Origin of the sequence: Polyangium fumosum (assembly GCF_005144585.1) — a bacterium.
Lineage (GTDB): Bacteria > Myxococcota_A > Polyangia > Polyangiales > Polyangiaceae > Polyangium > Polyangium fumosum.
This window is the reverse complement of sequence record NZ_SSMQ01000013.1, coordinates 84,105-98,152: the sequence shown is the minus strand read 5'-3', so window position 1 is coordinate 98,152 and position 14,048 is coordinate 84,105. Positions and strand designations below refer to the sequence as shown.

General features: G+C 69.7%; 11 protein-coding genes and 2 tRNA genes. 3 read left to right on the top strand and 10 right to left on the bottom strand.

The annotated features are described in order from the left end of the window. Positions 1-10: 10 nt before the first annotated feature. A tRNA-Val gene (locus E8A74_RS14950) sits at positions 11-82 on the top strand. A gap of 138 nt (positions 83-220) precedes the next feature. Continuing rightward, positions 221-294 (top strand) — tRNA-Asp (locus E8A74_RS14945). 273 nt (positions 295-567) lie between these two features. On the opposite strand, the gene E8A74_RS14940 is transcribed toward E8A74_RS14945, so the two are convergent. Continuing rightward, a complete protein-coding gene (locus E8A74_RS14940; RefSeq protein WP_136929671.1) occupies positions 568-1,395 on the bottom strand; it encodes a hypothetical protein in 828 nt (275 codons plus the stop codon). A 147-nt stretch (positions 1,396-1,542) separates the two neighbouring features. Between E8A74_RS14940 and E8A74_RS14935 the strand changes: the two genes are divergently transcribed. Beyond that, positions 1,543-2,331 carry an exodeoxyribonuclease III gene (locus E8A74_RS14935; RefSeq protein ID WP_136929670.1) on the top strand — a complete coding sequence of 263 codons (789 nt, stop codon included), beginning with the start codon at positions 1,543-1,545 and terminating at the stop codon, positions 2,329-2,331. On the opposite strand, the gene E8A74_RS14930 is transcribed toward E8A74_RS14935, so the two are convergent. The 9 genes from E8A74_RS14930 to E8A74_RS14890 are packed head-to-tail and all read right to left on the bottom strand — an operon-like array spanning position 2,328 to position 13,725. Continuing rightward, positions 2,328-3,365 carry a hypothetical protein gene (locus E8A74_RS14930; protein ID WP_136929669.1) on the bottom strand — a complete coding sequence of 346 codons (1,038 nt, stop codon included), beginning with the start codon at positions 3,363-3,365 and terminating at the stop codon, positions 2,328-2,330. The two genes, E8A74_RS14935 and E8A74_RS14930, sit on opposite strands and share 4 nt — an antisense overlap. Before the next feature lie 52 nt (positions 3,366-3,417). After that, positions 3,418-4,767 carry a serine/threonine-protein kinase gene (locus tag E8A74_RS14925; protein WP_136929668.1) on the bottom strand — a complete coding sequence of 450 codons (1,350 nt, stop codon included), beginning with the start codon at positions 4,765-4,767 and terminating at the stop codon, positions 3,418-3,420. Between the two features lie 18 nt (positions 4,768-4,785). Beyond that, entirely contained in the window at positions 4,786-6,252 is a 1,467-nt protein-coding gene (locus E8A74_RS14920) for a chemotaxis protein CheB (protein WP_136929667.1), read from the bottom strand. Next, the gene (locus E8A74_RS14915) at positions 6,252-8,975 is read right to left on the bottom strand and encodes a response regulator (protein ID WP_136929666.1); all 2,724 of its coding nucleotides are present in this window, start codon (positions 8,973-8,975) and stop codon (positions 6,252-6,254) included. The genes E8A74_RS14920 and E8A74_RS14915 overlap by 1 nt, the downstream gene beginning before the upstream one ends. Next, complete coding sequence (locus E8A74_RS14910) at positions 8,975-9,580, bottom strand: chemotaxis protein CheW (RefSeq protein ID WP_170229138.1); 606 nt, start codon at positions 9,578-9,580, stop codon at positions 8,975-8,977. Before E8A74_RS14910 ends, E8A74_RS14915 begins: the two co-directional genes overlap by 1 nt. Continuing rightward, on the bottom strand, positions 9,577-10,980 hold the full coding sequence (locus tag E8A74_RS14905; RefSeq protein ID WP_136929664.1) for a CheR family methyltransferase: 1,404 nt from the start codon (positions 10,978-10,980) through the stop codon (positions 9,577-9,579). The genes E8A74_RS14910 and E8A74_RS14905 overlap by 4 nt, the downstream gene beginning before the upstream one ends. Beyond that, entirely contained in the window at positions 10,967-11,377 is a 411-nt protein-coding gene (locus E8A74_RS14900) for a chemotaxis protein CheW (protein ID WP_136929663.1), read from the bottom strand. The genes E8A74_RS14905 and E8A74_RS14900 overlap by 14 nt, the downstream gene beginning before the upstream one ends. Before the next feature lie 14 nt (positions 11,378-11,391). Beyond that, positions 11,392-12,477 (bottom strand): methyl-accepting chemotaxis protein, encoded by a 1,086-nt coding sequence (locus tag E8A74_RS14895; RefSeq protein WP_136929662.1) that lies wholly within the window; start codon positions 12,475-12,477, stop codon positions 11,392-11,394. A gap of 60 nt (positions 12,478-12,537) precedes the next feature. After that, positions 12,538-13,725, bottom strand: coding sequence for an FIST signal transduction protein (locus E8A74_RS14890; protein ID WP_170229137.1), 1,188 nt, complete (start codon positions 13,723-13,725; stop codon positions 12,538-12,540). Positions 13,726-14,048: the final 323 nt, after the last annotated feature.

Genomic DNA, 14,048 nt, shown 5'->3' with positions numbered 1-14,048 from the left:
CTCTCCGTCGGGGCGGGTAGCTCAGCGGTAGAGCATTGGCCTTACAAGCCGATGGTCGCAGGTTCGAACCCTGTCCCGCCCACCCGGCTCCTTATCGAAGTTGATGAGGGTCGGCGGCGGAAAGAAAAAAGAAAACAGGGGCTTGCAAACGGGAAACAAGGCTGGTAGATACCGGCCCCGTCAGCGAGAAAGAAACAGCGACGACGCAGTTCGCCACATTGGGGTGGTAGTTAAGTCGGTTATAACGCCGGCCTGTCACGCCGGAGGCCGCGGGTTCGAGTCCCGTCCACCCCGCTTCCCTGCATGCAGTACAAAACAGCCGATCCCGAAAGGGTTCGGCTGTTTTGCTTTTGTCTGCCCGCCCGGCGCTCCCCTGCCCGCGCGATGTGCGGAGATCTCCGAGGGCGTTGCCCAGGCGTCGCGCGAGTGAACCTCCTGCGCCTGTGCATCGACCGCATCGCGGTCGATGCACCAAAGGTCCAGGGCTGGCCCTGGTCCGGGTCCAGGGGTGGACAACCCCTGGTCGGGTCCGGGGTGAAACCCCGGCGAGACGCAGCGGCCCCGCTCTCAGGACTCGGAGACGGTCCCCGCCTTTGAGACGTTGAACGAGAACGACTTCGCGCCGCTCTTCAGCGTGACCTCGATGGTGTCCTCGTCGACGCGACCGAAGCTCATCTCGATCGAGCGCTCCTTGGGATCGGCGAGCCTGTAGGTCCCTGCCTGCGGCACGGGATCGACCCAGCGGAACTGCACGCCCTCGATCGCGAGGTCCCACGTGCCGCCCTGCCCTGTCCATGAGCGCGCGCCGTCGACCTGAAAGCCCTCGGCGAGCCCGCCTTCGAGTGGCCTTTGCGTGCGATCGCCCGTGCCTTTGCCGGTCTTGCCGTCCGAGAGGCGCGTCCAGTCGAGCTCGTGCGCGACGTGGCGGGTCTTGTCGCTCGCGCTCCACGTCACCTCGGCCGTGCCGCTCACCTCGACGCGGCCGTTCGAAAGCTTGGACCACGTATGGTTCACGACCACGTCGCTCATCTCGTTCTTCGTGACCGTGATCTCGTGCGTGCCGCTGTAGGTGTTGCCCTTGTAGGTGCAGCTCCCGGGGTTCTTGCCGTACTCGACCGTGAGCTTGGCGCCTGCGAGCGTGACGGCGGCGCAGGGGAGCTGCGAGGTGACGAAGTCGCGGATCTCCTGCGCGGCGGCCTCGGCGGCCTGACCGATGGTGAAGTCGGTGGTGATCTCGATGCTGCCCGAGGTGACGTTCTCGGCGTCGCCCGAGATGCTGGCCTCTTGCACGGCTTGCAGGGCCTCGGCCGTCGTCATCTCTTCCTGCTTGCGGCAGGACGTGGTGGCGAGCGTGGCGGGGATCAACAGGGCGATGGCGAAAGCGCGCGTGTTCATGCGAGTCCCTCCTCGATGGGATGTCCGGGAGCTTCGGACACGGGAGCCCCCGCGCGGGTAAAAACCGAGCGCTTGCTCGACATCTCCCGGCCGAGGACTGGTTTTCCTTGACATGGCCCGGCCAAACCCTAGAGCTGTCTTCGACGCATGAAGATCGTGAGCTGGAACGTGAATGGGCTGCGCTCGGTCCTCGGAAAAGGGTTCTGCACGTGGCTCGCGGAGGAGCGGGCCGACATCGTGGGCATCCAGGAGGTGCGCGCGCAGGAGGCGCAGCTCGGGCCGTGCCTGGAGTCGATCGGCGGCGCGTGGCTGCGCGCGTTCTCGTCGGCCGAACGACCGGGGTACAGCGGCGTGGGGCTGCTCTCGCGGCTGCCCGCCGATCGGGTCACGACGTCGATGAAGGACGCGGCGTTCGACGCCGAGGGGCGCGTGCAGATCGCACGCTTTGGTCGGCTCACGCTGGCGAACGTGTACTTCCCGAACGGCAGCGGGCAGAACCGGGACAACAGCCGCATCCCGTTCAAGCTCGCGTTCTACCGACGCCTCTTCGACGTGCTCGAGCCGAGGAAGCGCCGCGGCGATCCGATCCTCGTGATGGGTGATTTCAACACGGCCCACCGGGAGATCGACCTCGCGCGGCCGAAGGAAAACGTGAAGACGAGCGGGTTTACCTCCGAGGAGCGCGAGGAGCTCGATCGATGGATCCGCGCCGGCTACGTGGATACGTTCCGCGCCTTCGAGTCGGGGCCCGGGCACTACTCGTGGTGGAGCCAGCGGTTCGGCGTGCGCGCGAAAAACGTCGGGTGGCGCATCGATTACGTGCTCGCGTCGGAGGGCGCGGCGAAGCACCTCAAGCGCGCGTTCCTCTCGCCTCACGTGACGGGCAGTGATCACTGCCCCGTGGGTGTCGAGGTGGAGGACGCGATCGTGGGCTAGCTGCGCGCGGCGAGCGAGAACCAGCACGCCGCCGCGAAGGTATACGGAGCCGCGCGCGGCGGCGTGCTCGTGCGGCGCGCGGCGTCCTCGACCCAGGGCGCGATCGAGGCCATCGGCGACGGGACACGAGGCAGGAGCGCCGGACCTGCGGAGAGCCAATCCTCGAGGTCACGTTCGTCCGCGAGCGTCGTGAGCGCGCCATCCGCGAGGGCACCGCTCGCGTCCACGTGCACGCGCGCGAGCGTGAGCGATCCATCGAGCGGGCTCTCCACGGAGAGCACGGCCGTGCGCGCGCCGTCCTCGCCCCGCTCCGAGGCGAACACGAGAGCGCGCCCCCCCTCCACGCTCGCGCGTCCCGATGAACGAAACACACGCGCGAGGACGTCGGCCCAGCGCGCGCGTGACGCCTTGCTCGACGCCTCGTGCCAGAGCGACTCGCACAGCCACACGGCCGCCGCGCCGCCCTCCTCGACGATGCGATCCACGGCACCGTCGCCGATGCCGAGGTCGTCACGACGAACGAGGTCTTCGTACAGGAACGCCGCAGGGACCCGCGCGCGCTTGCGCAGGCGCTCGATCTGCTCGAAGCGGGCGAGGCGGGATTCGAGCGGCTGGCGCGCGACCTTCTCCGAGATCTCGGGCAGGCGCGCAGGCGCCGTGGCGATGCCCGCGATCACCACGAGGAGCTGCGCGTCGTTCATGGCGAGGAGCTCGGTCTGCGTGACCTGCCGCGCGAGCTCCTGCGCGCGCGTCGGATCGACCGAGCGTACGAGCGCGAGCGCGACGGCGCGCCCCTCGATCGGCGCCCGCGCGTCGAGGAGCACGCGGGTGAGCGCGGGCAGATCCGACGTCGTGAGGCCGAGGAACGCGAAGGCGCGCACGTAGATCGGGACCTCGCGCGGGAGCGCGCCGTGCGCGGCGAGGCGCGCGACGAGATCCCTGCGGAGCTCGTCCTTCGTGATCTCCGCGAGCCGCTCGTAGAGCTCCTCGTCGGAGCGAGGTCGCTGTCGAAACAGGTGCTCCGTGTCGTTCATGCCGCGCTCCCCTTCCCCAGGAAATGACGAGCGGCCGAACGATCGGTCCGCGTCACGATTCGAGAATCTTCTGCAACGTAGCTTCGAGCTGGCGTGGATCGAAGCGCTTCGGCAGGACCGCTTGCACGCCGATCACGCGCGCCTCCGCTTCGAGCTCCGGCGTGATGTCGGCCGCGAGCAAGATGAACGGGACGTCGGCGAGGCGGGGGTTCTCGCGCATCGAATGGCAGAGCTCGAGCCCCGACATGCCCTGGAGCGTCCGCTGACAGACGATCGCATCCGGCACGGCGCCGCGCATCGCGGCACGCGCCTCGTCGCCCGTGGAAGCCTCGATGACGGTGTACCGCTGGCCGAGGCTCGCGCGGACGAGCGCGCGCAGCGTGCGCGACTCGTCGACGACGATGACACGTGGTTTCGCCGGACGAACCGTAGCGCGATCCCGCGCCTCGTGGCGGTGGATCGGGAAGAGGCGCGTGAGCGTCTCCATGAGCAGCTCGCTCGGCGGCGGCGAGGTGTGCAGGCGGAGCTTGCCGATCGCGTCGACGATCTCGAGGCCACGCGAGGGGCGGTTGTCGGGGTCGCGATCGAGCAGCCGGTGAACGATCTCGTCGAACTCGGGCGGGACGGCGCGGTTCTGGCTCGACGCGGGGGGCAGGTCCTCGGTCGTGACGCGCTGGATGGTGTGCGCCTCGGTCTCGCCGGTGAACGCGCTCCTGCCCGTGAGCATCTCGAAGAGGACGACGCCGAACGAGAAGAGATCCGAGCGCGCGTCGAGGCGGCCGCGCAGGATGGTCTCGGGCGCCATGTAGGCGAATTTGCCCTTGAGCGTGCCTGCGCCGCCTTGCGTGGGCGAGAGCCGTTCGCGGGCGCGCGCGATGCCGAAGTCGGCGAGCTTCACGACGCCCTCACGCGAGAGGAGGATGTTCGACGGGCTCACGTCGCGATGGACGATGAGCAAGGGACGGCCATCCTCGCCGAGCTTGTGATGCGCGTAGTCGAGGCCGCGCGCGGTCTCGACCGCGATGTGCGCGACCTCGGGGATGCTGAGGCGCTCGCCGCGCTTGCGGAGCTCGTAAAGCGTGGCGCCGAGACTCGGGCCGTCGACGTACTCGAGGACGAGGTAGTACTGGCCGCCCTCCTCCGCGAACTCGACGACCTGCACGATGTTGCCGTGATGAAGGCGCGACGTGATGCGCGCCTCGTCGCGGAACATCGCGATGAACTCGTTGTTCGACGCGTACTGCGGGAGCACCCGCTTGACGACGACCTCTTTCATGAAGCCGTCGGTCCCCGTGAGGCGGCCGAGGAGTACCTCGGCCATGCCGCCATAGGCGAGCCTGCGGATGATCTGATACTTCCCCAGCCGCTCCGGGAGCTCCGGCTCCTGCATCGGAGGAACCATATCAGCTCCTTTGCTCCTTCAATGGCGCGAGCGCGCCGGGGCACGGACGCGCTCGACGATTTCGGGGCCGAGTTCGTCGAGGGACAAAACGGCATCTGCGTATCCGCGCGAAATCGCGGCACCTGGCATACCGCTTACCACGCAGGAATCCGGCGACTGGACGAGCACACTTCCGCCGGCCGCTTTGATTGCGCGCAGGCCCTCGACCCCATCGTTGCCCATGCCCGTGAGCATCACGCCGAGCGCGCCGTCGCCGAAATGCCGCGCGAGAGATTCGAAGAGCGGCGTGCCCGAGGGGCGATGGTTGCCGACGGGCGGGCCCTCGATCACGCCGATCGTGAGCGGCGATTGCGCGACGAGGTGCTTGCCTTCGGGCGCGAGCGCGATGACGCCGGCGCGCAAGGGCATGCCGTGCGTGGCGAGGCGAACGGGGAGCTGCGTGACCTCGGCGAGCCACTCGGCGAGCGCCTCGTCGAAGCCCGCGAGCACGTGCTGCACGATGAGGATCGGGATCAACGAGGAAGCGGCCGCGAGGCCCGGCAACATCGCGGCGATGGCTGCGGGTCCGCCCGTGGAAGCGCAGATGCCGACGACCGTCGCGCGGTTCTGCGCGCGGAGGCTACCACCGCGACGTGATCGCACCGAGCGCGGCCCGTCGGCCCAGCGACGCACCACGGGGATCTCGGCGAGCATCTTGATCTTGTCGCGCAAGGCGACGGCCTGCGGCCCCATCGGATCCCCCCAGCTTGGCCGCGCGATCACGTCGAGCGCGCCGGCCTCGGTCGCGGCGAAGATCTGCGCGGCGGGTCGGCTGCCCTGTTGATCGGAGACGATGACGACGCGGGTCGGCGCGAGGGCCATGATGCGTCGGGTGGCGGCGACGCCGTCGAGGCCGGGCATCATCGCGTCGAGCAGGATGATCTGCGGGTTCTCGCGCACGGCGAGATCCACGGCGCCCTGGCCGTCGCGCGCCATGCCGACGACGTCGATCTCGGGATCGGCCTTGAGGACACGCGCGAGCAACGTGCGGCCGACCTCGGTGTCGTCGGCGATGACGACGCGGATCACGGGGCGCACCCTGCGGCTCGAAGGGACGACCGGCGCGGACGGGATCGTGAGCGAGAGGATCGTGGAGACACGCGCGGAGAGCTGGGATCCGTCGACGGGCTTCGGGAAGAAGGCGTCGATGTAGCCGGTGGCCAGAAGATCGCGCTCGCGGAGCTCCTTGTTCGCGCTGATCAGGATGACCTTCGGCGCGAGCGTGCCTCCCTTCTCCTTCACGCGACGCGCGAGCTCGAGCCCGTTCATGTTGGGCATCGCGTAGTCGGTGATGACGAGATCGAAGGGCTGGCTCGACGTGGCCATGCGCGTGAGCGCGTCCTCTCCGTTGCTCGCGACCTCGAGATCGAGGGCGAGTCCGGCGAGGTGGGCGCGCACGATGTCGCGCATCACGACCGAGTCGTCGACGATGAGAACGCGTGCCATCAGGCCCTCCCTACGAGCTCGTTCACGGTCTTCACGAAGACCTCGTGATCGAACTCGCTCTTGACGATGTAGGCATCGGCGCCGACGGCGAGGCCTGCCCGGCGATCATCGTCGGATCCGAGCGACGTGACCAGGACGACCGGAAGCCTCCGAAGCCGCTCATTTTGTCGGATGTTCGAGCAGAGCTCGAGGCCGGACATTTCGGGCATCGAGACGTCGCTCACGACGATGTCGAACGTCTCGAGCTCGAGCGCCGAGAGCGCCTCGTTGCCGTCTGCGACTGCGACGACGTCGAAGCCGGCGACCTCGAGCACCGATCGCTCCAGCGCGCGGGTGGTGAATGAATCGTCGACCAAAAGGAGCCTCGGCTTGGGGCGGTTTTCGACCCTCGGCAGGAGCGCCCGGAAGCGGTCGGCGTCGCGTCCGGAGGCCGAGCGGAGGAGATCGATGGGATTTAACATCAACACGACGCGGCCGTCCCCAAGGATGGTCGCACCTGCGATGTTCCGTACACGAACCAGCGGCGGTTCGAGGTTTTTCGCAAGGACCGTCTGATCACTCACGATCTCCCGGACCGCGAGCGCGCACCGGGTCTCGCCGATGCCGATGACGAGGACCGGGATGCGCTCGGGCGGCGGAGGAAGCTCGACCGGAAGGCCGAGCAGCGTGGCCAGCGGGACGAGCGCGATCGGGCGGCCGTCGACGACGATCGCGTGCGTGCGCTCGACCTCCAGCACATCCGTCGCGCTGATGCGCAAGATGCGCTGGATCGAGGAGATCGGCATCGCGAACTGCTCCTCGCCGACGCGCAGGAGCAGCGAGTGGACGACGTAGATCGTGAGCGGCAGGACGATGACGAAGGAGGTCCCCACGCCCTGCCGCGACTCGACCGTGACCGTGCCGTGGAGCCGCTCGATGTTGGTGCGGACCGCGTCGAGCCCGACGCCGCGGCCCGAGAGCTCGCCGACCTCGGAGCGCGTCGTGAGGCCGGGCGCGAAGAGCAGTTCGAGGACGCGGTGCTCGGGCATCTCCGCCGCTTCGAGCGCCGACGCGAGACCCGACGCGATGGCCGCGCGGCGCACGCCGGCGATGTCGACGCCGGGGCCGTCGTCGCTGACCGTGATCGTGACGACGTCGCCGCGATGCTCGGCGCGGATGCGGATCGTGCCGCGCGAGGGTTTGCCCGCGGCGGTGCGGGGGCCCGGGTGCTCGCAGCCGTGATCGATCGCGTTGCGAAGGAGGTGGTAGAGCGGATCACGCAGCTCTTCGAGGACCTTCTTGTCGAGCTCGAGCTCGGCGCCCGTGATGACGAGGTCGACCATCTTGCCGGCCTCGCGCGCCATGTTGCGGACCGCCCGCGGCAAGGGCTCGAGCACGCTCGCGAGCGGGAAGGTCTGGATGCGGCGGATGTCCTCCTGGAGCTGGCCCGAGAGGATCGTCGACTGGAGCGCGTCGGCCTCGAACGCGCGCACGATCTCGCGCAGCCTGCGCACGAGGAGGCGCTCGTGTTCGAGGTCCTCGTTCTGGACCTCGACGAGCCGCTCGGACCAGCCTTCGAGCTTCGCCGGCGCCTCGTCGCGCACCATCGCGCGGATCGAGGTCTGTGCTTTGAGGCGCTCTTCCTCGGCGGCGAGGACGGCGCGTAGCTCGGCGAGGCGCTGATCGGTGCGCACGCGCGCGGCGAGCAGCTCGCCGACCTGCGCCATGAGCGCCGAGAGTTTTTTCATGGAGACGCGAAGCGTCTCTTCGGTGCTCGAACGAAGCGGCGCAGGCGCGTTCGGGATCTTCGGGAGCTGCCCCGTCGCGTTCGGCCCCCGCTCGCTGCCTTGGGCCATCGAGCGGGCCGCGGCCACCGCAGCGCCGGCCGAGGTACCGGGCGAGCCCGCGGACGTGCCGGGCGCGTTGCCGCTCGAGGTGCCAGGCGTGACGACAGGCGCAGGCGGCGGCGTGATGCCACCCGGGATCGCGAGGTCCGCGCGCGCGACGTACCCCGTCGAGGGTCCGTACGGGCCGATCGCGGGCGAGCTGAACCCGACCGGCGGAGGCGGACCAAAGCCCGCGGGGATCGGCGCGCCGTCGTAATGCGACGACACGAGGGGCACGCTCGCGTGCGGGTGCGGCGGCGGCTCGCTGTGCTTCGTCTTCGGCTCGGCGTAGCCCGCGTTCACGTTGGGCGGCGGCGCCGCGGCCTCGGCGGCCATCCGGTGCTGCCGCAAGATCGACTGGGGGCTGCGCGATCGCGTCGCGACCGTGATGCCGTCGGCCGGCCGCACGACGGGCGGCGGCGGCGGGGCCGGCAGCGGCAGGGCATGTGAGGGTTTCGAGGCCAGGAGCACGGCTTCGAGGCCCTCGATCGCCTCCAGGATGACGAGATCCGGCTCGGGGTTCGGATCCACGCGCAGCGCGTGGTGCACGGTCGAGAGGCCCGCGTTCAGCGTGTCGAAGACCTCGGGCGCGCGCTCGTAGTCCATCGCGCGGAGCGAGGCGAGGACCGACTCGATCGCGTGCGCGAGGCGCGCCGTGTGCGCGAACCCGAGCGAGCTCGCGGCGCCTTTCATGTTGTGCGCCTGCCGGAACGCCTCGTCGATGAGCTGCTCGCGCGCGCTGCCCTCGGCGCCGCGCTCGACGAGGAGGAGCGCCGTGCCGATGCGCTCGACCTGCTCGACGGCCTCGTTGCGAAGGGTCTCGCAGAGGGCCTCGAACGCCGCGTCGTCGAGGGCCATCAGCCGCGCTCCTCGACGCGCAAGGAGCGGTCGGACAGCAGCGATCCGAGATCGAGGACGACGGTGCGGTCCTCGAGCACGCCCAGCGTGTGACGCTGGACCAGCGGGGGAAACGTGGGCATGGCCTTGGCGATCGTGCGGCGGTTGACCTCGATGATATTGTGGAGCGCGTCCGCCGCCACCGCGCAGACGACCTCCGCGTTCGACGCCATGACGAGGTGCTCGGCAGACGATTCGGAGCGCGCGTCGGGCGTGAAGAGCAGCGGCAGATCGACGACGGCGACGATCCGGCCGCGGCGCGCCGCGACGCCGAGGAAATACTCGGGCACGCCGGGGACACGCGTGATCCGGCTCATCGGGCCGACCTCGTCGACGGACTCGAGCTGCACGGCGTAGCGCCGCCCGCTTCGCTCGAAGACGATGCAACTGATCGAGTCGGGCGCGCGATCGAGGCGCGTCGGTTCGCGCGCGATGCGGCGTGTCCGCTCGGCGAGGATGCGCGGGTGGACCTCCCGCTCGCCGGTCTTGCCCTCGCGCAGCTTCTCCTCGAGCTCGGCGAGCGAGGTGCGCAGCTTCTCGTAGACGCTCTCTTCCCGGGCGCTCATTGGATCTCGGTGTCTCGAAACAGCCGGAGCAGCCGGCCCACGGTCATGCCGTCCCATCCCTCGATCGGCGCGTCGACGCCCTTGCCTCGCGCGACCGTGAGGGCGCGCAGGCGTGCGGCGTGGCGTTCGACGAGATCGGGGCGGCCGAGGCGGAGGCCCGCCACGGCCGCGCCCGCGTGCGCGAGCATCATCGAGGGATCGAGGTACACGCAGCGGCGGAAGGCGTCGAGCGCTGCTTCGAAGCCGCCGAGCTCGACCAGGAGAAGCCCCTCGAGCAGGTGCGCCCGCGGCTCCTCGGGCTCCTCTTCGAGCAGCGCTTCGAGCTCCGCGAGGGCGGCTTCGAGGTTCCCCGCATCGGCGTGGGCGAAGGCGCTCGCGAGCGAAGGCGGTGCGCTCGAAGTCAAAGGCGCCGACGCAGGCTCGGGCACCACGGGTGGAAGCGTCGCGGCGGCGACCGGTAACGCGGGCACGCCCTCCATACGCAGCGCCGGCAAAGGCGCGGGGGGGATCGAGAGAAGCGCATACCGGCGGCCGCGCGGCGACGAGGGCGGCACGCTCACGGGCCCGAAACGCTCGTGCACCACGACCTCGCCGACGTGCACCGCTCGGCACCCGGGCACGTCCCCGGCGTGGTCCACGGGGCCGAACATCAACACGCCGCCCGGCGCGAGCGCGGCCGCGAGCGAGGCGATCACCTCGGGCCGCGCGTCCGGCTCCAGGTAATAAAGGACGTTCTGGCAGAGGATCAGATCAAAGCCCCTCGGAAACACGCTCACGAGCGGGCCTTCCGTGAGCCCGAAGCGACGGAACCGCACGAGGCGACGCACGTCCTCGGAGAGGTGCCAGAAGTCGCCCTCGGTGCGGAAATACTGGCGGCGCACGACCTCGGGCATGTCGCGCAGCGACCACGCCGAGTACCGCGCCGATTCGGCCTTCTGCAAGGAGCGCGGGTTCAGGTCGATGCCCGTGACCTCGACGCGCATCCCCTCGTTCATGGCGGCCTCGCGGAGCACGATCGCGAGCGAGTAGGCCTCTTCGCCGGTGGAGCAGCCGGCGGAGAGCGCCGTGATCACGCGCTCCTTGCGCCGCTTGTGCACGAGCGAAGGGACGATCTCGCTGCGCAGCGCCTCGAACTGCGGAGGCCCACGAAAGAAGTGGGTCTCGCCGACCGTGAGCTCCGCGATGAACGGCTCGAGCTCGGCCATGTCGTGCGAGAGGATCACGTGCTCGAGGTAGGCGTCCGCAGACGCGCCACGCTCGGCGGCGCGACGCTCGGCCACGCGCTCGATGATCTCCAGGTTGCGGGGGCGCATCTGCAGCCGCGTCCGGGCGCGGACCAGATCGCCGAGGCGCCGCACGACACCCGGATCCGGGGCGCGCCGGTCCTCAGCTCGAGCCATGGTAGGCGTCCTCCGGACCGAGCACGAGCACGAGGTCGTCCTCGATACGCACGACACCCGGCGAACGTACGCCGGCGATCTCCCCCGGCTTTTCGATCGCGTCCTCCTGCACGGTCACCACGTCCCGGACCTCGTCGACCGCGAGCCCGAGCAGCTTTCCTTTCGCGGCCCGGACGATGACGAGGTGCTGGTAGAACGGCAGCGGCTTCGTCTGCGAGAGCCGCCCCCGCAGGTCGATCACCGGCACGACACGGCCACGCAGGTTGATCACGCCGAGCACCTCGGAGGGCGCGTCGGGCACGTGATCGAGCTGCACACGCGGGATGATCTCGACCACGTGCTCGCACGGGATCGCGCACGGGCGGCCGCCCATCCGCGTGAGGACGAGGTTCGTCACCCCGCCGTCCAAGCTCAAGCCTCCGTGCCGTGGTCGTGGGCCCGGATCGGCTCCGTCAATCGGGCCAGCCGATCGAGCGCGAGCTCGGCCTGCTCCACGCTGATCTTCGTCTCCTGCGTGGCCATGTTGATCTGCTTCATGCCTTGCGCGATCTGCTCGAGCCCGAGGCTCTGCTGCCGCATCGCGCCCGTGATCTGCCGGGCCGCGCGCGTCGTCTGGTTGATGACGTAGACGAGCTGCCCGAGGCGCTCGCCGATGCGGCGCACCTTGGAGCTGCCTTCGGTCGCGGCCTTCGAGCCCTCCTCGGTGACCATCGCGGCGCTGTGGCTCGCCTTCTGGATCTCGCCGAGGATCGAGCGCACCTGCTGCGTCGCTTGTTTCGACTGCTCGGCGAGCGTGCGGATCTCGAGGGCGACGACGGCGAAGCCGCGCCCGTGCTCGCCAGCCTTCGCCGCCTCGATCGAGGCGTTCAGGGCGAGCAGCTTGCTCTGCTCGGCGATCTCGTTGACGCTGCTGATGATCTCGCCGATCTGCTGCGTGCGCTCAGTCAGATCGAGGATCTTGGCCGCGATCAGCTCGACCTGCTGGCGCAGCCGGTCGATGCCCTCGATCGCGGCGACGACGTCGCGCTGGCCGTCCTGCGAGATCTGCTCCGATTGCTCAGCGATCTGGATGATCCCTTCGGCCTTCTCGACGTTCTGGATCCCGACCTCGTTGAGCTCCTCGATGGTCGTCGTGATGTCGTTGACCATCCCGGCTTGCTGGCTGCCGCTCGCGGCTTGCTGGCGCGTGCTCGCGAGGAGCTCGGCGAGCGTGCCCGCGACCTGCTGGCCGAGCGTGCGCATGCGCGTCGCGGCGGCGACCCCGCGGCCGGCCTTCCGGTTCGAATCGACGAGCGTGGAGAGCGCCGCGTGGAGGCGGGCCGCGCGCGGCTCGTCCGCCGGCGGAGCCGAGAGCTCGCGCCCGTCGTCTCCGCGCGCGATCGCCTCGACATCGGTGACGATGCGATCGAGGTAGACGTCGATCTTGCGCCGCGTGACCGCGCGGCGTGCCGCGGGATCGCGCTCTTTTTGCTCGTTCGAATCCGTCTTGTCAGCCACTTGCTCTCCGCTTCTCAGCTTCGGCTCGGTCGCCCCGTTTTTCAACCCGGATCGTCTGCTTCAGTCGGGCAGGATCGCGACGACCGAGGTCGAGTTGTGCCAGCCAGATTGCTGTCCGGGCGTGAGCGCGATCTCGCCGTACGTCTCCCAGCCGATCAGCGGCACGTCCTGACCCACGACCGAGCGGAACGCGGCGACCTGACGCTTGTATTGCTCGCCGAGGAAGATCCGGCGGCAAATGCAGTCGAACACCAGGACGGCGCCCGGCCGGCCCCCCGCGAGGTTCACGAGCGCGCTGCGCGCCGCGTGCTCCGCCGCGGACACGAGCTTCTCCTCGGTGCCCGTCATGATGGCGACGCTCGCGCCCACGGGCACCTCGGAGGCCATGACGATCGCGCGCTCGTCGGTCGCCTTGAGCGGCGCCCGGATCTTGTACTCCCCGCTCGACGTCAGCATGCCGAGCTCGTGCGTGATCATGAACGCGTCGCGGTTCGCCTCCGTGAGCGGCTCGCCGATCCCCGCCGCGAACCGCTCGTACGCGTCGAGCGCCGGGCGGCCGTCGATCTCGTGAATCACGTTGCCCGCGGCGCGCGTCACGATCATGCTCGGACACGCGGACGAGAGGCCGTGCCGCACGCCGATGCCGATCGGCGTCTTCGAGAACGCGGACACCACGACGATCGCGTCCGTGTAGTGCCGATCGTCGAGGAAGACGTCGGTCCGCGCGAACTTCGCGTCGTCCGCCGCGGCGCCGCCGACGACCTGCGCGAGCATGCTTGCGCTCGCGTGCACCGACTCCACGATGTCCTCGCCCTGCCCGGCGAGCCCGTCGCTCAGCACGATACACGTCGCGTGCCCGAAGCCCGCCGTGCGCGCGGCGCGGTGCTCGGCGGCGAACGATTTGAGCGCCTCGGTCGTCGCGCTCTGGCGCATGGCCTTGAGGCCGCGGCCGAAGCCCACGCGGAAGCGGATCACGTCGCTCTTGATCGCCATCACGGCGACCGATCCGTGTCCCACGTGGGCGTGCGTGAACTCGCCCGCGGTCGAGCAGCCGACGAGGGGCACGGGCCCGATGATCTTGCGGATCGCGGGCAGGAGCTTGCCGTAGTCGTGGTTCGTCGACGCGAAGACGAAGACGATGTCCGCTTCCCCGCCGCCGAGCGTGCGCAGCGCCTCTTGCGCGGCCGCCGTCCCCGCGTCGGTCGAGGACGATTCGTTCGAGAAACCGACACCGGCCCTTGTCGTCATGCGCGCCTCCCGTCGATGCGACGAGAGCCACGGTGCCCGACCTCGGGCCCCTCCGTCAACCGCCCCCCGGACAGCCGCGGCGTGCGAGCCACGCCGCGCGAGGACCTCCCTTTCGGTCCTTCGCGGGGCTCGATGTACCCTGCGACACCAGCTCTCGCGCGAGCCTGGATCCACGCTTCCGGTGCGAACCGTGCGCCCGTTTTTTTTGCGCACCAAAAACTCGCATCGATTGCGATCCAGGGGCACTCTTCGGTAGCATGCTTTGCAGTGGGGGCGCGTACTGGAGCACGCGCACCACAGATCCGATCCGGCTCTCCAGCGAG